15 protein-coding genes are annotated in these 19520 nt (G+C 74.9%); 11 read left to right on the forward strand and 4 right to left on the reverse strand.

The window, feature by feature from the left end:
- Window positions 1-464 precede the first annotated feature (464 nt).
- Together ACIPSC_RS14295 and ACIPSC_RS14300 are read right to left on the reverse strand one after the other, a co-directional pair.
- Window positions 465-2579, reverse strand: a complete 2115-nt coding sequence (locus tag ACIPSC_RS14295; RefSeq protein WP_400825730.1) for a putative bifunctional diguanylate cyclase/phosphodiesterase — start codon at window positions 2577-2579, stop codon at window positions 465-467.
- 100 nt (window positions 2580-2679) lie between these two features.
- Window positions 2680-3486 (reverse strand): SAM-dependent methyltransferase, encoded by an 807-nt coding sequence (locus ACIPSC_RS14300; protein ID WP_400825732.1) that lies wholly within the window; start codon window positions 3484-3486, stop codon window positions 2680-2682.
- Between the two features lie 237 nt (window positions 3487-3723).
- Here ACIPSC_RS14300 and ACIPSC_RS14305 point away from each other — a divergent pair, with 237 nt between their 5' ends.
- Window positions 3724-5505, forward strand: coding sequence for a glycoside hydrolase family 15 protein (locus tag ACIPSC_RS14305; RefSeq protein WP_400825733.1), 1782 nt, complete (start codon window positions 3724-3726; stop codon window positions 5503-5505).
- A gap of 77 nt (window positions 5506-5582) precedes the next feature.
- On the forward strand, window positions 5583-6053 hold the full coding sequence (locus tag ACIPSC_RS14310) for an SRPBCC family protein (protein WP_400825734.1): 471 nt from the start codon (window positions 5583-5585) through the stop codon (window positions 6051-6053).
- Window positions 6054-6071: 18 nt separating this feature from the next.
- Here ACIPSC_RS14310 and ACIPSC_RS14315 read toward each other — a convergent pair whose 3' ends face one another.
- Window positions 6072-6638 carry an antibiotic biosynthesis monooxygenase gene (locus tag ACIPSC_RS14315; RefSeq protein WP_400825736.1) on the reverse strand — a complete coding sequence of 189 codons (567 nt, stop codon included), beginning with the start codon at window positions 6636-6638 and terminating at the stop codon, window positions 6072-6074.
- A gap of 393 nt (window positions 6639-7031) precedes the next feature.
- Here ACIPSC_RS14315 and ACIPSC_RS14320 point away from each other — a divergent pair, with 393 nt between their 5' ends.
- The 7 genes from ACIPSC_RS14320 to ACIPSC_RS14350 all read left to right on the forward strand — a co-directional run bounded on the left by ACIPSC_RS14320 (window position 7032) and on the right by ACIPSC_RS14350 (window position 16116).
- The gene (locus ACIPSC_RS14320) at window positions 7032-8258 is read left to right on the forward strand and encodes an aminotransferase class I/II-fold pyridoxal phosphate-dependent enzyme (RefSeq protein ID WP_400825738.1); all 1227 of its coding nucleotides are present in this window, start codon (window positions 7032-7034) and stop codon (window positions 8256-8258) included.
- Window positions 8259-8395: 137 nt separating this feature from the next.
- A complete protein-coding gene (gene egtA, locus ACIPSC_RS14325) occupies window positions 8396-9757 on the forward strand; it encodes an ergothioneine biosynthesis glutamate--cysteine ligase EgtA (RefSeq protein ID WP_400825741.1) in 1362 nt (453 codons plus the stop codon).
- Window positions 9754-11172, forward strand: coding sequence for an ergothioneine biosynthesis protein EgtB (gene egtB / locus ACIPSC_RS14330; protein WP_400825744.1), 1419 nt, complete (start codon window positions 9754-9756; stop codon window positions 11170-11172). The genes egtA and egtB overlap by 4 nt, the downstream gene beginning before the upstream one ends.
- Window positions 11172-11909 carry an ergothioneine biosynthesis protein EgtC gene (gene egtC, locus ACIPSC_RS14335; protein ID WP_400825746.1) on the forward strand — a complete coding sequence of 246 codons (738 nt, stop codon included), beginning with the start codon at window positions 11172-11174 and terminating at the stop codon, window positions 11907-11909. The genes egtB and egtC overlap by 1 nt, the downstream gene beginning before the upstream one ends.
- Window positions 11910-12009: 100 nt before the next feature.
- A complete protein-coding gene (gene egtD, locus ACIPSC_RS14340; RefSeq protein WP_400825749.1) occupies window positions 12010-12981 on the forward strand; it encodes an L-histidine N(alpha)-methyltransferase in 972 nt (323 codons plus the stop codon).
- 126 nt (window positions 12982-13107) lie between these two features.
- The gene (locus tag ACIPSC_RS14345; RefSeq protein WP_400826091.1) at window positions 13108-14541 is read left to right on the forward strand and encodes a sugar porter family MFS transporter; all 1434 of its coding nucleotides are present in this window, start codon (window positions 13108-13110) and stop codon (window positions 14539-14541) included.
- A gap of 195 nt (window positions 14542-14736) precedes the next feature.
- Window positions 14737-16116, forward strand: coding sequence for a nitric oxide synthase oxygenase (locus ACIPSC_RS14350; RefSeq protein WP_400825751.1), 1380 nt, complete (start codon window positions 14737-14739; stop codon window positions 16114-16116).
- Between the two features lie 124 nt (window positions 16117-16240).
- Here ACIPSC_RS14350 and ACIPSC_RS14355 read toward each other — a convergent pair whose 3' ends face one another.
- Complete coding sequence (locus ACIPSC_RS14355) at window positions 16241-16903, reverse strand: TetR/AcrR family transcriptional regulator (protein WP_400825753.1); 663 nt, start codon at window positions 16901-16903, stop codon at window positions 16241-16243.
- A 167-nt stretch (window positions 16904-17070) separates the two neighbouring features.
- Between ACIPSC_RS14355 and ACIPSC_RS14360 the strand changes: the two genes are divergently transcribed.
- A complete protein-coding gene (locus tag ACIPSC_RS14360; protein WP_400825755.1) occupies window positions 17071-18234 on the forward strand; it encodes an acyl-CoA dehydrogenase family protein in 1164 nt (387 codons plus the stop codon).
- Window positions 18235-18307: 73 nt separating this feature from the next.
- Window positions 18308-19498: a thiolase family protein gene (locus ACIPSC_RS14365; RefSeq protein ID WP_400825757.1), complete on the forward strand. Its 1191-nt coding sequence runs from the start codon at window positions 18308-18310 to the stop codon at window positions 19496-19498.
- The last annotated feature ends 22 nt before the right edge of the window (window positions 19499-19520 follow it).

Here is a 19520-nt window from a genome sequence, read left to right on the forward strand (position 1 = left end):
CGGCCTCTCGGGGGGAGGCGGCGGGCGGCGCCGGGCACGGCGCGGCCCCTGATGGAACGGGGCGGGCCCGGGCGCGCGACTGATGCGCGGGGGGCGGGGCCCCGGAGGGAAGTCCCCGGGGGGACTGCCGAAAAGCTGGAGAGCGACTCTCGCGGCCGAATGGGGTGCGCGCCGCCTGCTCTCGCTCGGGCGCCGGAGCGCCCGGTCTGTCGAACTGGCCAATGTGCTTCCCGCACCGGGGTGCGGGGTGTGCCAGGGCCTCATCGTGCCCAGGTGATCTGCGCCACGTCAAGGGGTTTGTGGGGATTGGTTTCTTATGCCCGATTCGGAATGGATCGGGTGGATCCGGCCGGGCGGCCCGCGGGCACCGGAACGCGGCCGGCCCCGGCCGTGTCGCGGCGCCGTGACGCCCTGCCGCGGCGCAGGGCGCGCGCCCGGGCGGGCGGCCCCGGGCAGCGGCCCGCTCAGCGCCCGACCGGCCGGCCCTCCGGCTCCTCGGCGATCCGCCGGGCGATCTCCCCCGGCCGCACCGGCCGCCCGAAGTGCCAGCCCTGCGCCCAGTCGCAGCCGATGCTGCGCAGCCGCTCGGCGTCCTTGCGGGTCTCCACGCCCTCGGCCGTGACGGTCAGCCCCAGCGCGTGCGCCATCGACACCAGGCCGCTGACGATCCGCCAGCCGGTGGCCTCGTCCTTGGCCGGGTCGTGCAGGTCGCCGACGAACGAGCCGGCGATCTTCAGCCCGGAGACCGGGAGGTCGCGCAGGTAGGCGAGGTTGGACCAGCCGGTGCCGAAGTCGTCCACCGCGAGCGAGACGCCGAGGTCGACCAGGCCGTGCAGGGTGCGCAGCGCCTCGTCCTCCGGGCCGACCACGGTCGACTCGGTGATCTCCAGCTGGAGCAGGGCCGGGTCCAGGCCGGTGGTGTCGAGGATCCGGTCGAGGTCGGTGACGAGCGCGGCACTGCGGGCCTGACGGACCGCCAGGTTGACGTTGAGCTGCGGCGCGTCGCCGCCGAACCGCTTGGTCCAGTCGGCCGCCTGACCGCACGCCTGCTCCAGCACCCAGCGGCCGAGCGGCATGATCAGGCCGGTCTCCTCCGCGGTCGTGACGAACTCGTCCGGGCCGAGCACGCCGAGCTGCGGGTGGCGCCAGCGCACCAGCGCCTCCACCGCGGCGAGCCGGCCGTCGGCCAGTGCGTAGAGCGGCTGGTAGTCGATGAAGAACTCGCCGCGGTCCAGCGCGGCGGGCATCCGGACCGAGACCGCGTAGCGGCTGACGGCGCGGGCGTTCTCCTTGGGGTCGAAGAGCGTCCACCGGCCGCGGCCGGCCTCCTTGGCCCGGTACAGCGTCAGGTCCGCGGCGCGGACGGCGGCGCCGGGTGTGGTGGTGGAGACGCGCCGCTCCAGCACGCCCACGCTCGCGCCGACGGCCAGCTTGTGATCGCCGATCAGCACCGGTCCGGCCAGCGCCTTCAGCACGGTCTTGGCGGCGGCCACCGCCTCCTGCTCACCGCGGCAGTTCTCCAGCAGCACCACGAACTCGTCGCCGCCGAGCCGGGCGACCAGGTGGCCGAGCGGGGTGAGGGCGGCCTTGAGCCGGGCGGCGACGGCGGAGAGCAGCTGGTCCCCGGTGTCGTGCCCGAGGCTGTCGTTGACCACCTTGAAGCCGTCGAGGTCCACGTAGCAGAGCCCGAACCGGGCACCCGGGTCCGGCTCCTCGAAGAGCTTCTCCAGCCGCTCGAAGAAGGCGGCCCGGTTGGGCAGGCCGGTCAGCGGGTCGTGGGTGGCCTGGTGGCGCAGCCGCTCCTGGAGGCGGTAGCGGTCGGTGATGTCCTCCAGCATCGCCACCTGGTACTGCGGGCGGCCGTCGTCGTCGCGGATCAGCGAGACCGTCAGGTGGGTCCAGACCACCTCGCCGTCCTGCCGGTAGTACGGCTTGTCGACCTGGAAGTAGTCCCGCTTGCCGCTGATCAGCTCCTCGTACGCCTCCCAGACGCCGGGGGTGTCCTCGGGGTGGACGAGGTCGCCGACCCGGCGGCCCTGCATGTCCTCCGGCGCGGCTCCGAACAGCTCCTGCAGCGCCTTGTTGACGGCCAGGATGTTGCCCTCGGTGTCGCCGATGCCGATGCCGATCGCGGCGCTCTCGAACAGCGCGCGGAAGCGGGCCTCGGAGGCGCGCAGCGCCCGCTCGGCCTCCTTGCGGGCGGCGTCGGCGGCGGTGCGGATCGCCTCCTGCTCACGCAGCGTGCGCTCGCGCAGGGCGGCGGCCCAGCCGGCCGCGAAGGCGCCGCACACCGCCGGGCCGCGGCCGTCGGAGGCCGGCTGTTCCTGGAGCAGCTCGACGGCCCGGGCCAGCACGACCGGGTCGGTGAAGTGGGCGTCGACCAGCTCGGCGCCGGCCTGCTCGGCCAGGTGCGGCTCGAACGGCTGGTCCTGCTGGGCGCGGTGGAGCAACGCGGCGGTCCGGGAGACCAGCCGGCCGAGCAGGCCGGGGTGGACGGCCGTGCCGTGGTCACCGGAGAGCAGCCGCGCCCAGTCCTCGTGGAACCGTTCGGCGCTGCTCGGCACCGGCGCCTCGCTCACGCTCCCTCCCCGCTGCGCGGAACGGCGGCCGCGCCGGCGGCGCGGCGCCGGGCGGTTCCGCCCCGGCCGCCGGCCGGGGGGACCGCCGTCGCGCTCACGTTCACGCGCGGAACCCCACGCCCGCCACCCCGGTCATCCGCTCGGGGTGCTGGCCGACCGCCTCGGGCTGGTCCGGACGCCACTGCGGCAGGTAGACGACGCCGGGCTCGACCAGCTCGAAGCCGGTGAACATCGCGGTGATCTGCTCGACGGTGCGCATGGTCAGCGGGGTGGGCGTCATCCGGTACAGCTTCTGGTGGTCCTCGGCCTGGTCGGGGCGGCCCTCCAGTGAGGCGTGCGACAGCACCAGCGCGCTGCCGGGCGGCAGGGCGTCGCGCAGCACCGCGACGAGCTTCCACGGGTCGTCGGCGTCGCCGACGAAGTGCAGGACGGCGACCAGCAGCACGGCCACCGGCTCGCCGGGCGCCAGCAGCGCACGCACCTCGGGGCGCTCCAGCAGGTCGTCGACGTCCCGCAGGTCGGCCTGGACGACGGCGCTCTGCGGGTCGTCCTGCAGCAGCAGCCGGCTGTGCGCGGCGGCGACGGGGTCGCGGTCGACGTAGACCACCTCGGACTCGGGGTTGATCGCCCGGGCGATCTCGTGCACCGCGCCGAAGGTGGGGATGCCGGAACCGATGTCGAGGAAGCGCGTGATGCCCTGCTCCGCGACGAACTGCACCGCGCGGCGCAGGAAGGCGCGGTTGGACCGCATGATCTGGGGCAGCTCCGGCCACAGGGCTATCGCCTTGCGGGCCATCTCCCGGTCCACCTCGAAGTTGTGCGAACCGCCGAGGTAGTAGTCGTAGACCCGCGCGGCGTTCGGTTTGTCCAGGTCCGTGCCCTCCGGTACCCAGTTCGGTCGCCGCATCCTAGGGACTCCTTCGTTCCGGTTCCGGGAAGCCAGCTGTCTGACGGGACTGCTGCGACTGATGAGACTACAAGCACAAAAGATCCTCCCCTGCACGCCGAACGCGTGCAAGCGGAGTTCCGCCCTCCCACCGGCGGGTTCCCGTCGGGCGCTGACGGAGCGCTTCCACTCGACGCCCGCGGCGCGCCGCGGCCGTCCGGACTGCCGTTCCGGCGCCGACGACCGAGAATGGAGCCGATGGCCGGACGCATCGAGGACTACGCCCTGATCGGCGACCTGCAGACCGCCGCCCTGGTGGGCCGGGACGGCTCGGTCGACTGGCTCTGCCTGCCCCGGTTCGACTCCCCCAGCTGCTTCTCCGGTCTGCTCGGCGGCGGCGAACACGGTGCGTGGCGGCTCGCCCCGGTCGGCGCCGCGCAGTGTTCCACCCGCCGCTACCGGAGCGACAGCCTGGTGCTGGAGAGTGAGTGGCGCACCCCCGAGGGCGCCGTCCGGGTCACCGACTTCATGCCCCAGCGCGGCCAGGGCGGCCGGCGCACCCCCCAGCTGATCCGGATCGTCGAGGGGATCGAGGGCAGCGTGCCGGTCCGCGGCGAACTTCGACTGCGGTTCAACTACGGCCGGATCGAGCCCTGGGTCCGCCGCACCGGCCGCCACCGGGTCGCCGTCGCCGGGCCCGACTCGGCCTGGCTGCGGGTCCCGCCCGGGGTGCACACCTACGGCCTGGACGGCGTCACCGTCTCCGAATTCACCACCACCCCCGGCCGCCGCACCGCCTTCGTGCTCACCTGGCAGCCCTCCCACCTGCCCACCACCCCGCGCACCGACACCGAGGACGCGCTGGTCGCCACCCTCCGCGACTGGCAGCACTGGGCCGACGGCTGCCGCTACGACGGCGAGTGGCGGGACGCCGTCCTGCGCTCGCTGATCACCCTCAAGGCCCTCGCCTACGAACCCACCGGCGGGATCGTCGCCGCCGCGACCGCCTCGCTGCCCGAGCGGATCGGCGGGATGCGCAACTGGGACTACCGGTTCTGCTGGCTGCGGGACTCCTCGATGACGCTCTCCGCGCTGCTGCGCGGCGGCTTCCGCGAGGAGGCCGCCGCCTGGCGCCGCTGGCTGCTGCGCGCCATCGCCGGCGAGCCCCGCGACCTGCAGGCCGTCTACGGCGTGGCCGGCGAGCGCGTCCTCGGCGAGACCATCGCCGACTGGCTGCCCGGCTACGAGGGCTCCCGGCCGGTCCGGTTCGGCAACGCCGCCGTAGACCAGCTCCAACTCGACGTCTACGGCGAGGTGGTCGACACCCTGCACCTCGCCCTGCTGGCCGGCCTGCCGATGGAGCGGCACGTCTGGACCCTGCTCCGGGCACTGATGGACTACCTGGAGCGGCACTGGCAGGAGCCGGACGAGGGCCTCTGGGAGGTCCGCGGCGGGCGGCAGCACTTCGTCCACTCCAAGGTGATGTCCTGGGTGGCCGCCGACCGCGCCGTCCGGCTGGCCGAGGCCACCGGCCTGCCCGCACCCGTCGACCGCTGGCGGGCCATGCGCGACGCCGTCCACGCCGACGTCTGCGCGAACGGCTACGACCGGCGGCGCGGGGTGTTCGTCCAGCACTACGGCGGCCAGGGGCTGGACGCGGCAACGCTGTTCGTGGTCAAGACCGGCTTCCTGCCGCCGGACGACCCGCGCGTGGTCCGTACCGTGGACGCGATCCGGGAGGGCCTGGACCACGGCGGCCTGGTCCGCCGCTACCAGGCCCGGCAGCGCACCGACGGCCTGCCCGGCGGCGAAGGGGCCTTCCTGGCCTGTTCGTTCTGGCTCGCCGACGCACTGGCCGCCACCGGCCGCCGGACGGAGGCCCGGGACCTGTTCGCCCGGGTGGTCGGGCTCGGCAACGACCTCGGCCTGCTCTCCGAGCAGTGGGATCCGCGCGCCCGGCGCCAACTCGGCAACACCCCGCAGGCGTTCACCCACGTCGCGCTGGTCAACACGGCCTTCACCCTGAACGAGTCTGCGTAGGGCGGGCGGGGGCGGTTCGCGGCGCGGCAGGGTTCCGGTGGCGACTGCGCCCGGCGGGCACGCCCTATAGTGCGGGCGTGGACCCCAACCACTACCGGTTCCGCGACGCGTGGCGGCTCACCGCACCGGCCGACTCCGTGTACGCGGTGCTGGAGGACGTCCGGAACTACCCGCTCTGGTGGCCCGAGATCCGCGCCGTCCGGGAGGACGACCCGGACTCCGGCACGGTGGTGGTGCGCGGTTACCTGCCGTACCGGCTGGTGATCGGCCTGCGGACGGTCCGGCGCGATCCGGCGGCGGGGGTGCTGGAGGCCGCCATGACCGGCGACCTCACGGGCTGGTCCCGTTGGACGGTCGCCCCGCACGACGGCGGCAGCCTGATCCGGTTCGAGGAGGACACCCGCCCCGGCAAGGCCCTGCTGCGCCGGCTCGCCCTCCCGCTGCACCTGGTGTTCCGGGCCAACCACGCCGTGATGATGCGCCGCGGCCTGCGCGGGCTGGCGGCCCACCTCGGCTCGGCCCCGCCGCGCCGGGCGGCGCGGGGGTGACTCCCCGGGGGACGGCTCTCACCCGGTGAACAGCCAGCGGCGCAGCAGCCGCGTCACCACCGGCAGCGCCGCGTAGGTCATCAGCGCGCTGATCAGCGGCGCGGTCACCAGCGGGCGGACGGCCACCGGCAGGCCGGCGAGGTGCGGGTTGAGCAGCAGGCTCGCCGTGACGGTGAGCGGGGCTATCGCCACCGTCGAGGCGACGGCCATCTTCCAGCGCACCGGCGGCCGTCCCTTGGCCGCGGCCGGGGTGGTGGCGAACCAGCCCTCCATGCCGAGGATCTCGTGCCGGTGCACCTCGTGGTGGTGCCCGTCCGCCTCGGCGAAGCAGGCTGCCCGCGCCGGGGAGTCCTGCCAGGAGCGGAACGCGGCGGTGTCCCGGAAGTGCAGCAGCAGGTGCCAGGGGTCGTCCGGGCCGGCCGGGCGCAGCAGGCCGGTCCCGAGGTTGCCCTCGTGCGCGGCGGCCGCGGCGAGGATGCCCTTCGCCCAGACCTCGAACGCCGCCTCGTACCCGGGCTCCACCCGCCGGGCCACGAACAGCGTGATCTCGTCGCCCTGTTGTCCGTGCTGTCCGTCCGCCGCCATCCTGCGCCCCTCCTCCTGCCGGTGGCCGTCCGGCCCGCCGGTGGCCGCCCGTCGTGCGGTGCCCGACCGGCATGCCAGGCCCGCAGCGTAGGCGCAACGTTCCGGCCGGTGCCGCACCGGGGGTGCCGCCGCCCAACAGGACGTGATCATCGTCCAGCCGGCCCCGGCCCCCTGCCCGGCCGGTTCGGGCGATCCTCCGAAGCGACCGCCCGTCACCCGCCGCTACCGCACGGCCCGGCGGCCCGCTACTGCATCGGGCCGCTACCGCAGCCGGCCGGGGGTATCCGGGCCGCGGGGCGGGAAGACGGGAGGAACGGCGGCCACGGCCCGCCCGGTGGCCCTGACCGCCGCCGTTCCCCCACCCGCTCCCCACGCGTTCCCCCTGGAGGCCGCATGACCAGCCAGCCGGACGAGTTCGGCTTCGACCGGCCCTTCGACCGCACGGGCACCGGGAGCAGCAAGTGGGCGCGGGCCGGGCGCTCCGCCGACCCCGCCGGCGTGATCGCGATGGGGCTGGCCGACATGGACCTGCCCGGACCGCCGGCCGTCGCCCGGGCGCTGGAACGCCGGGCACGGCACCGGGCGTACGGGTACACGGTGTGCGATCCCGCCGACCGGGAGCTGGTGGCCGACTGGTACCGCGTGCGGCACGGGGTGACGGTGGACCCGGCGTGGGTGGTGCTGCTGCCGTTCGGTCCGCGGACGGCCGTGCGGCTGCTGCTGGAGGCCGCGCGCCCGACCGGGCCGGTGCTGTTCCCGACCCCCGAGTGGGGCGGCTTCGCCCAGCTGTGCCGGGCCGCCGCCCTGCCGTACCGGGAGGTGCCGCTGGAGCAGGACGCCACGGGCTACCGGCTGCCGCTCGCCGCCCTCACCGGGCACCTGGCCGCCCTGCCCCCCTCCGCCGCCGGACCGCGGCGCCCGGACTCCCACCACCGCCCCGGCGCCCCCGGCGTCGTGCTGCTGAGCAGCCCGCACAACCCCTCCGGCCGGGTCTGGACCGCGGCCGAGATCCGTGCGCTGGCGGAAGCCACGGCGCGGGCCGGCGCCGTGCTCGTCTCGGACGAGGTGCACGGCGACCTCACCCATCCGGGCCACCGCCACCCGGTGGCCGTCGACGCGGCGGGGCCGTACCGGGAGCGGACGGTCACGCTCAACTCGGTCGGCAAGACCTTCAACGCCCCGGGCATCCCGAGCAGCTTCGCCCTGGTGCCGGACGCCGCGCTGCGCGAGCGGTTCACCGGGGTGATGGCGGGCTACGGGCTCTGGGAGGGCGGGCTGCTGGAGCAGGAGGTACAGCGGGCCGCGCTGCGGCACGGCGGTCCGTGGCTGGACGCGCTGCTGGCGCACCTGGCGGCCGCCCGGGACCGGCTGACCGGCCTGCTCGGCGGCGCCGTCCGCTCCGCACCGCAGGCCTCGTACCTGCTCTGGGTGGACGCCGCCGCGCTCGGCCTGCCGCGGGTGGGGGCCCGGGCGGCGCTGCTGGAGCGGTGCGGGCTGGAGGCCTCGGACGGGGCCGACTTCGGGCCCGGCGGCGAGGGCTCGCTGCGGCTCGACTACGCCCTGCCTGCACCGGACCTGGAGGTCGTCGCGGAGCGGCTGAAACGGCTCCGAACGACCTGATTCACCCGGTTGCCACCCCCTCCGAGCTGCGAGGACGCTCTCTTCACGAGATGTTCGCGGAGCGGCCCCGCATGGTCCGTAGCAGACTGGGCAGGGTAGACCGGGCCGCAATCGTGATCCCGAGGATGGTGAGTCCGGTGATACCCGTTCGCCCGACCAGCTCGACCAGCCCGCCGGAACGGCAGAGCGCCGGACCGCCCCCGACCGGGGTGTCCCCGCTCACCGAATCGGCGGCGCGCAGCCACATGGCCGGCGTCTGCTTCAAGATCGGCCCTCCCCGGCTGGTCGGCGTCGAGGTCGAGTGGTTCGTCCACGACGACCGATGTCCCACCGACCCGGTCCTACCGGAGCGGCTGCACGCCGCACTGGACGCACTGCCCCTCGGTGGCCCCGACGGCACGTCGCTCCCCTCCGGAGCCCGCCTCACCCTCGAACCCGGCGGACAGGTCGAGCTCAGCTCCCCGCCCGCCGACGGCCTCGTCGCCTGCGTCGCCGACACCCGGCGCGACCTCGCCGCCCTGCGGGCCGCCTTCGCGGCGCAGGGCCTGCGCCTCACCGGCACCGGCACCGATCCCCTCGCCCGCCCGCGGCACATGGTGCTGGACCACCCGCGCTATCTGGCGATGGAACGTTTCTTCAACTCCGCCGGGCCCTGGGGCCGGATCATGATGACCGGCACCGCATCCGTCCAGGTCTGCCTGGACGCCGGCGACGCGAGCGGGCCGCACGCGGTGGACCGCCGCTGGCGCCTGGCCCACCGGCTCGGGCCGGTGCTGGTCGCCGCCTTCGCCAACTCCCCGGTGCTGGACGGGAAGCCGACCGGCCACCGGTCCACCCGGCAGACCGTCTGGTCCCGGATGGACCCCACCCGCACGCTTGCCCCCGAGCCCGACCACGGCGACCCGTGCGAGGCCTGGACCAGGTACGTCCTGGACGCCGAGGTGCTCTGCATCCGCCGCCCCGACGGGCTGCCCTGGACGGCGCCGGCCGGGCTGACCTTCGCCGACTGGCTGCGCGGCGCCGGCGAGCGCCCGCCCACCCTGGCCGACCTGGACTACCACCGCACCACGCTCTTCCCGCCGGTCCGCCCGCGCGGCCACCTGGAGCTGCGGATGATCGACGCCCAGCCGGGCGACGGCTGGATCGTCCCCGCCGCCCTGGTCGGCGCGCTGCTGGACGACCCGGTCGCCGCCGACGCCGCACTCGCCGCCCTGGAGCCGCTGGAGTGCGCCGACGGCCCGCGCCCGCCGCGCAGTGACGCCTGGCGCCGCGCCGCCACCCTGGCCGTGGCCGACCCCGAGCTGCGCCGCGCCGCCCTCGCCTGCTTCGCCGCCGCCGACGCCGCGCTGGGCCGCCTGCCCGGCGCCGAGCGGCTGCGCACCGCCGTCGCCGCCTTCGCCGAGCGCTACCCCGCGCGCGGCCGCTGCCCGGCCGACGACCAGCTGGACGCCCTGCGCTCCGGCACCCGACGCACTCCCCCGGAGGAGGCCGCACCATGATCGACGACGCCCGCCCGACCGGCGCCCCCGCCGCCGGCACCCCCGCCGGCGCCCGGCCGTCCGCCGCCCGGCCCGCCGCCGACCTCTCCGCGCCCGGACCGGACACCCCGGTCGAGGCCCTGCGCGAGGCGATCGCCGCCGAACTGCAGGCCGCCCGCGTCCGGACCGCCGCGCTGACCGACTGCGTCGAGGACACCGACCTCACCGCCCAGCACTCCCCGCTGATGTCGCCGCTGGTCTGGGACCTCGCGCACATCGGCAACCAGGAGGAGCTCTGGCTGCTGCGCAACGTCGGCGGCCGGGACCCGATGCACCCGGAGATCGACCCGCTCTACGACGCCTTCCAGCACCCGCGCGCCGAGCGGCCCACCCTGCCGCTGCTGCCGCCCGGCGAGGCCCGGGCGTACGCGCACGACGTCCGCGGCCGGGTGCTCGACCTGCTCGACGCCAGCCCGCTGGAGGGCGTGCCGCTGCTGGACGCCGGGTTCGCCTTCGGCATGATCGCCCAGCACGAACAGCAGCACGACGAGACCATGCTGATCACCCACCAGCTCCGCAAGGGCGAGCCGGTGCTGGCCGCTCCCCCGCCGCCGCCCGCCCCGGCGGACGCCGCCGCGCTGCCCGCCGACGTGCTGATCCCGGCCGGCCCGTTCACCATGGGCACCGACACCGAGCCCTGGGCGCTGGACAACGAGCGCCCCGCGCACCTGGTCGAGCTGCCCGCCTACCGGCTGGACACCGCGCCCGTCACCAACGGCGCCTACCTGCGGTTCATCGCCGACGGCGGCTACGACGACCCGCGCTGGTGGGAGCCCGCCGGCTGGGAGCACCGGCAGCAGGCCGGGCTCACCGCCCCGCTGTTCTGGCGGCGCGAGAGCGGCCAGTGGCTGCGCCGCCGCTTCGGCGTCCTGGAGCCCGTCCCGCTCGACGAACCGGTGCTGCACGTGGGCTGGTACGAGGCCGACGCGTACGCGCGGTGGGCCGGGCGGCGGCTGCCGACCGAGGCGGAGTGGGAGAAGGCCGCCCGGCACGACCCGGCCACCGGCCGCTCCCGCCGCTACCCCTGGGGCGATGCCGCCCCCGCCCCCGCCCACGCCAACCTGGGCCAGCGGCACCTGCGCCCGGCCCCGGCCGGCAGCTACCCGAAGGGCGAATCGCCCTACGGCGTCCGGCAGTTGATGGGCGATGTGTGGGAGTGGACGGCCAGCGACTTCCGGCCCTACCCCGGCTTCTCGGCCTGGCCGTACAAGGAGTACTCGGAGGTCTTCTTCGGGCCCGAGTACAAGGTGCTGCGCGGCGGCTGCTTCGCCGTCGCCCCGGTCGCCTGCCGCGGCACGTTCCGCAACTGGGACTACCCGATCCGGCGGCAGATCTTCGCCGGGTTCCGCACCGCCGCCGACGTGGAGGCCGGCTGATGTGCCGCCACCTGGCCTACCTGGGCGCTCCGGTGGCACCCCGGCAGCTGCTGGTGGAGCCGCCGTTCGGACTCCACCGGCAGTCCTGGGCGCCGCGCATCCAGCAGTACGGCACGGTCAACGCGGACGGCTTCGGCCTCGGCTGGTACGCGGACGAGGACGCGGTCCCGGCCCGGTACCGGCGGGCCGGGCCGGTCTGGGCGGACGCCGCCTTCGCCGACCTCGCCCGGGTGATCCGCACCCGGGCGCTGGTGGCGGCCGTCCGCTCCGCCACCGAGGGCTGCGCGGCGGGCGAGGAGGCCGCCGCCCCCTTCGCCGCCGAGCGGTGGCTGTTCAGCCACAACGGCGCGGTGGCCGGCTGGCCGGGCAAGCTGGACGCCCTGGCCGCGCTGCTGCCGCCGGCCGAGCTGCTGGAGCTGGTGGCGCGCACCGACTCGGCGCTGCTCTGGGCCCTGGTGCTGCACCGGCTGCGGGCCGGCGCCGGCCTGGGCGACGCGCTGGCCGGCACCGTCGCGGACGTGGCCGCGCACACCACCGGCCGGCTCAACCTGCTGCTCACCGACGGCCGCGCGATCGCCGCGACCGCCTGGGGCGACACCCTGCACCACCGGAGCCTGCCCGGCCTCGGTGTGGTGGTCGCCTCCGAGCCCTTCGACGACCACCCGGACTGGACGGCCGTCCCGGACGGCTCGCTGCTGCTGGCCGGCCCGGAGGGCGTCACGGTCCAACCGCTCTGACCCGGGTAGGCGCCCGGAACAGCGCCCGCGCCGCCGGCCACGCCGAGCCGGCCGCCTCATGCCCTCTCCTTCACCTTTTGAACAGAGGATCCATCGCCCCATGAGCACCTTCGACGTCACCCGCCTGCTGCCCGCCGACCACTTCAGCACCGCCCTGCGGCACGACGTGCAGCTCGGTCTGACCTCCGAACCCAAGTGGCTGCCGCCGAAGTGGTTCTACGACGCCCGCGGCAGCGAGCTGTTCGAGGAGATCACCCGGCTCCCGGAGTACTACCCGACCCGCGCCGAGCGGGCCATCCTGACCGCGCGGGCCGGCGAGATCGCCGCCGTCACCGGGGCCCGCACCCTGGTGGAGCTGGGCTCCGGCTCCTCCGAGAAGACCCGGCTGCTGCTGGACGCGCTGCGCGGGCGCGACACCCTGGACACCTACGTCCCGGTGGACGTCAGCGAGAGCGCGCTGACCGCCGCCGGGGAGGCGCTCGCCGACGAGTACCCCGGGCTGTCGGTGCACGGCGTGCTGGCCGACTTCACCGCCCGGCTCGGCCTGCCCCCGGGCGGCGGCCCGCGGCTGGTGGCCTTCCTCGGCGGCACCCTCGGCAACCTGCTCCCGGCCGAGCGGGCGGCCTTCCTGCGCGGCCTGCGCGCCGCCCTGGACCCGGGCGACTTCCTGCTCCTCGGCACCGACCTGGTCAAGGACCCGCGGGTGCTGGTCGCCGCCTACGACGACGCGGCCGGGGTCACCGGCGAGTTCAACAAGAACGTGCTCGACGTGCTCAACCGGGAGCTCGGCGCCGACTTCGACCCGGCCGCGTTCGAACACGTGGCGCTCTGGGACCAGGAGCAGGAGTGGATCGAGATGCGGCTGCGCTCGCTGCGCTCGCAGACCGTGAAGATCCCGGCGCTGGACCTGCCGGTCCACTTCGACCGGGGCGAGGAGCTGCGCACCGAGGTCTCGGCCAAGTTCCGCCGCGAGCGGGTCGCCGATGAGCTGGCCGCGGCCGGCATGCGGCTCTCCCACTGGTGGACGGACGACGAGGGCCGGTTCGGGCTCTCCCTGGCCGAGCCTATTTGATTTTTCACCTTACTAATGAGCAAAGGGACTTGAAGGGCATCCCGTGTACAACACTTGAACATTGACGCGTTACGATCGCGACGACCGAGCTCAGCGCCGAGTACCAGTCGAGCACCAGGAGTCAAGATCGTGAGCGTCACCCAGCAGCCCGCGGAGCCGGGGGCGGCGGAGGCCGGGTCCTCCGGCCGCCTCGGCTTCGTCGTCTTCATCACCGCCGCCGCGGCCCTCGGCGGCTTCCTGTTCGGCTACGACAGCTCCGTGATCAACGGCGCCGTCTCCGGCATCCAGGACAGGTTCGGCGTCGGCGACGGCGTGACCGGCCTGATCGTCTCCTCGGCGCTGCTGGGTTCGGCCGTCGGTGCCGCGCTGGCCGGCCGGTTCGCCGACCGCTACGGCCGGATCAAGGTGATGAAGGCGGGCGCCCTGCTGTTCGCGGTGAGCGCCGTCGGCTCGATGCTGCCGTTCTCCGCCTGGGACCTCGCCTTCTGGCGGGTCCTCGGCGGTGCGGCGATCGGCATCGCCTCGGTGATCGCGCCGACCTACATCGCCGAGGTCGCGCCGACCCGCTACCGCGGCCGGCTGGCCTCATTCCAGCAGGCGGCGATCGTGCTCGGTATCGCCATCTCCCAGCTGGTCAACTGGGTGCTCGCGGACGCCGCCGGCGGCGACACCCGCGGCCACCTGCTCGGGCTGGAGGCCTGGCAGTGGATGTTGGGCATCTGCGTCGTGCCGGCCGCGGTCTACTTCGTGCTCTCCTCGACGATCCCCGAGTCCCCGCGCTACCTGATCTCGGCCGGCCGGCTGGACGAGGCCCGCACCGTGCTCGCCGAGGTCGAGGGCAAGGACGCCGACACCGACGCCAGGATCGCGGAGATCCAGGGCCTGATCGCCTCCGACCACCGCCCGCGCTTCCGCGACCTGCTCGGCGGCCGGTTCGGTCTGCTGCCCGTCGTCTGGGTCGGCATCGGCCTGTCGGTCTTCCAGCAGCTGGTCGGCATCAACGTGATCTTCTACTACTCGTCGATCCTCTGGCAGTCGGTCGGCATCGACCAGAGCAACTCGCTGCTGATCAGCTTCATCGGCTCGGTCATCAACATCCTCGGCACCGTGGTCGCGATCCTGCTGGTGGACCGGATCGGCCGCAAGCCGCTCGCCCTGATCGGCTCGGCCGGCATGGCCGTCGCGCTGGCCGCCTGCGGCTGGGCGTTCTCCTCGGCCACCGGCAGCGGCGACAACGTCTCGCTGCCCGACCTCCAGGGAACGGTGGCACTGGTCGCGGCCAACGCCTTCGTGCTGTTCTTCGCGATGTCGTGGGGCGTGGTGGTCTGGGTGATGCTCGGCGAGATGTTCCCCAACCGCGTCCGCGCCGCCGCGCTCTCCGTCGCCGCCTCGGCACAGTGGATCGCCAACTGGGCGATCACCGTCTCGTTCCCCTCGCTCTCGCGCTGGAACCTCTCGGCGACCTACCTGGCGTACGCGGGCTTCGCCGCACTGTCGATCCTCTTCGTGGCCCGCTTCATGAAGGAGACCAAGGGCGTCCGCCTGGAGGACATGGGCTGAGCCACCGGCCGACGCTCCACGACGCCGGCCCGGTCCGGCCCGGCCACCCCGACCAGAGGCCGTCGCCGGTCCGACAGTCGGACCATCGGCCCCCGCACCATAGCGCCCCGGGCGCGGGTGCGGGGGCCGAATCGTTCACTCCCTGCGGCGGGCCGTGCACCTCCGGTACTCATGACCGGCAGGAGGGATGTGTCCTTGATCTTCAACCGGCTTCGTACCCGCAGCACCCACAGCAGCCGCCGGCCCGCTTCGGCGCCCGCCGCAGCGCCGGCGTCGGCACCCGCCGCCGGCTGCCCGTACGCCCACGCGCACCCCGCCACCGACGCCACCGGGCCGGCCCGGGCGACCGCCGCCCGGCCCGGGCCGACGGCCGCTCCGAAGCCCGCGCCGACGGCCGGTTCGAGGCCCGCGCCCCGGCCCGACCTGCTGCCCGCGGTCCGGCAGCCGACCGGCCACGCCACCGGGCGGCTCACCCCCCACCCGGCCGAGCCGTTCACCGACCCCGGGGAGGCCGCCGCCTTCGTCCGCCAGTTCCACCACGAGCAGCCCGCCGCCGGCGACCCGGCCGAGCGGCTGCGCGCGGTGCTCGACGAGATCGACCGCACCGGCACCTACGAGCACACCCCGGCCGAGCTGGCCTACGGCGCCAAGCTGGCCTGGCGCAACGCCGCCCGCTGCATCGGCCGGCTGTACTGGCACAGCCTGGTGGTGCGCGACCTGCGGCACCTGGGTTCGGCCGACGACATCGCCGCCGAGTGCTTCGAGCACCTGCGCACGGCGACCAACGGCGGGCGGATCCGCCCGGTGGTCTCGGTCTTCGCCCCCGACCGGCCCGGCCGCCCGGCCGCGCGCATCCTCAACCAGCAACTGGTCCGCTACGCCGGCCACCCCGCCGCGGACGGCGGCTGGACCGGCGATCCGGCCGGCGCACGGCTCGCCGCCCGGGCCCGCGACCTCGGGTGGAAGTGCGGCCGGGAGCGGTTCGAGGTGCTGCCGCTGCTGGTCCAGGAGCGGCCCGGCGAACGCCCCGAGTGGTACGAGCTGCCGGACGACACCACGTTGGAGGTCGAGCTCACCCACCCCGACCACGACTGGTTCGCCGAGCTGGGGCTGCGCTGGTACGCGGTGCCCGCGATCAGCGACATGACGCTGGAGATCGGCGGCGTCCGCTACCCCACAGCGCCGTTCAACGGCTGGTACATGGGCACCGAGATCGGCGCGCGCAACCTCGCCGACGCCGACCGGTACGACATGCTGGCGACCGTGGCCGGGCGGCTCGGTCTGGACACCTCCAGCGACCGCACGCTCTGGCGGGACCGGGCGCTGGTGGAGCTCAATGTGGCGGTGCTGCACTCGTTCCAGGAGGCCGGGGTGACCATGGCCGACCACCACACGGAGTCGGCGCGGTTCCTCAAGCACGTTGCCCAGGAGCAGCGGCTCGGCCGGCCCACCCCGGCCGACTGGAGCTGGATCGTGCCGCCGGTCTCCGGCGGGCTCACGCCCGTCTACCACCGGTACTACGACCCGGTGGACCTCGCGCTGCGGCCCGCGTTCACGGCGCGCGAGCCCTGGTGACGGCCGCCGGCCGGGCCGCGGTCACCGGCCGGGCCGCGGTCACTTGCCCGGCCGCCGTCGCGCTCGCCGGCCGGCTCGTGGCCGGCCCGGCCGTGTCGGCCCGGTCTCCGTCGCCGCCCGCGTCCTACCGGTCTCCCCCGGCCCGCCGGGCGCCCTCGACCGTGCGGTCGAACCTGAGCGCCAGCCCGTCGAGGAGCGCCTCCAGCCCGGTCTCGAAGGCGCCCTCGTCGATCGCCCCCCGGTGCTCGGCGAGCCGGTGGGCCTCGCCGAGGTGGGGGTAGTCGGCCGCGTCGTACAGCCCGGCGTCCTCCGGGAAGCCCGCCGCGAACGAGGCCAGCGCCGAGCCGGTGACGAAGTACCGCATCAGCGCGCCGATCCGGGTGGCCTGCCCGCGCGGCCAACCGGACTCGACCAGGCAGCCGAAGACGGCGTCGGCCAGCCGCAGCGCGTTCGGCCGGCGTCCGGGGCCCTGGGCCAGCACCGGGACGATGTTCGGGTGGGCGGCCAGGGCCGCCCGGTAGGAGCGGGCCCAGGCCCGCAGCGCCTCCGGCCAGGGCGCCCCCGGGGTGAACATCGACAGGTCGACCTCGCCCATCACGCTGTCCACCACCGCATCCAGCAGCTCGTCCTTGGTGCCGAAGTGGTTGTAGAGGGACGGCCCGCTGACGGACAGCTCGGTGGCCAGGCGCCGGGTGGAGAGCGCGTCCAGCCCCTCGGCGTCGACGAGCCGGAGCGCGGCCGTGATGATGCGCTCACGGCTGAGCAGCGGGGTGCGCGGGCGGGCCATCGGCGCGGTTCCTCCGGTCGGGTGAGGGTCGGGGCGGCTTCCCGCGTGTCTGCCTGCGGGTCGCCAGGGGATGGGGATCGATTCTGGCAGGTGGCCCTTCCCAGCGGAGCCCCGTCGGGGCTACAGTCCCCCCATAAAACTTGCAGCGCTAGTTTAACGGGGTCTCGATGAACCTGGAGCTGTCCGAGGAACAGACCGCCGTCCGCGACCTGGCGGCCTCCTTCACCGACCGCGAGATCGCCCCGCACGCCGCCGCCTGGGACCGCGCCGAGTCCGTCGACCGCGCGATCATCGGCAGGCTCGGCAAGCTGGGCTTCCTCGGCCTCACCCTGCCCGAGGAGTACGGCGGCAGCGGCGGGGACCACCTCGCCTACTGCCTGGTCCTGGAGGAGCTGGGGCGCGGCGACTCCGCCGTCCGCGGCATCGTCTCGGTCTCGCTCGGGCTGGTCGGCAAGTCGGTCAACGCCTACGGGACGGAGGAGCAGAAGCGGGAGTGGCTGCCCCGGCTCACCTCGGGCGAGGCGCTCGGCTGCTTCGCGCTCACCGAGCCCGGCACCGGCTCGGACGCCGCCAACCTCACCACCCGGGCGGTACGCGACGGCGGCGACTGGCTGATCAGCGGCAGCAAGACGTTCATCACCAACGGCACCTGGGCCGACGTCGCCCTGGTGTTCGCCCGCACCGGAGGCGACGACCCCGAGCGGCAGGGCCACCGCGGGGTGACCGCCTTCCTCGTCCCCACCGGCCTGCCCGGCTTCACCCGCACCGAGATCCACGGGAAGCTCGGCCTGCGCGGCCAGGCCACCGCCGAACTCTCCTTCGACGGCGTCCGGGTGCCCGACTCCGCCCGGCTCGGCGAGGTCGGCAAGGGCTTCACGGTCGCCATGGCCGCGCTCGCCAAGGGCCGGATGTCGGTCGCCGCCGGCTGCGTCGGCATCGCCCGGGCCTGCCTGGACGCCGCCGTCCGGTACGCGGGCGAGCGCGAGCAGTTCGGCAAGCCGATCGCCTCGCACCAGCTGGTGCAGGAGCTGCTCTCCGACATCGCGGTCGACGTCGAGGCCTCCCGGCTGCTCACCTGGAAGGTCGCCGACCACATCGACCGCGGCCTGCCGTTCGCCACCGAGTCCTCCGTCGCCAAGCTCTACGCGAGCGAGGCCGCCGTCCGGGCCGCCAACAACGCACTCCAGGTGTTCGGCGGCTACGGGTTCATCGACGAGTACCCGGTCGGCAAGTACCTGCGCGACGCGCGGGTGATGACGCTCTACGAGGGCACCAGCCAGATCCACAAACTGCTCATCGGGCGCTCGCTCACCGGCGTCAACGCCTTCTGAGCGGCCCCGCTCCACGCTGTTCCGTTCTTCCGCTCTTCCGCTCTTCCGCTGTTCTGATAAGGAGCCCGACGACGTGCGTCCTGTCTACTTCGCCGCAGCCCGCCGCACACCCATCGGCCGGCTGCGCGGAGCGCTCGCCACGGTCCGCCCCGACGACCTCTCGGCCACCGTGCTGCGCGCCCTGCTCGCCGACGTGCCCGCCCTCGACCCGGCCCGGATCGACGACGTCTACTGGGGCGCCGCCAACCAGGCCGGCGAGGACAACCGCAACGCCGCCCGGATGGCGGCGCTGCTGGCCGGCCTGCCCGACACCGTCCCCGGAGCCACGGTCAACCGGCTCTGCGCCTCCGGCCTGGAGGCCGTCACCCTGGCCGCCCGGGCGATCGGCTCCGGCGAGGCCGATGTGGTGCTGGCCGGCGGCTGCGAGTCGATGACCCGCGCGCCGTTCGTCCTCCCCCGCCCCGACGAGGCGCTGCCGCACCGGATCGAGACCTTCGACACCCGGCTCGGCTGGCGCCTCACCAACCCCCGGATGGCCGACCTGCACGGGGTGCTCTCCATGGGCGAGACCGCCGAGGAGGTCGCCTCCCGCTACGGGATCACCCGCGAGCGGCAGGACGCCTTCGCCCTCCGCAGCCACCAGCGCGCCGCCGAGGCCCGCAGATGCGGCCACTTCGACGCCGAGCTGGTGCCGGTCGAGCGGCCGGACGGGGTGACGGTCACCCAGGACGAGAGCATCCGCGAGGACACCAGCCCGGAGAAGCTCGCGAAGCTCAAGCCCGCCTTCCGCCCCGGCGGCACGGTGACCGCCGGCAACGCCTCGCCGATGAACGACGGCGCCGCCGGCCTGGTCCTGGTCAGCGAGGAGGCACTGGGCGACCTCGGCCTCCAGCCACTGGGCCGGTACGTCGCCGGGGCCTCGGCCGGCGTGCACCCGGACGTGATGGGCATCGGCCCGGTGCCGGCCACCCGGAAGGCGCTCGCCCGGGTCGGCTGGTCGCTCGACGACCTCGGGGAGGCCGAGCTCAACGAGGCCTTCGCCGCCCAGGTGCTGGCCTCCATGGACCAGCTGGGCATCGATCCGGAGCTGGTCAACCCGACCGGCGGGGCGATCGCCCTCGGCCACCCGCTGGGCGGCTCCGGCGCCCGCATCCTCACCACCCTGCTGCACCGGATGCGCCGCAACGGCACCCGGCGCGGGCTGGCCACCATGTGTGTGGGCGTCGGTCAGGGCACCGCCGTCCTCGTCGAGAACGTCAACTGAGCAGCACTGAGCATCGTCCGGA

The sequence above is a fragment of the Kitasatospora sp. NPDC090091 genome, from assembly GCF_044747365.1.
GTDB lineage: Bacteria > Actinomycetota > Actinomycetes > Streptomycetales > Streptomycetaceae > Kitasatospora.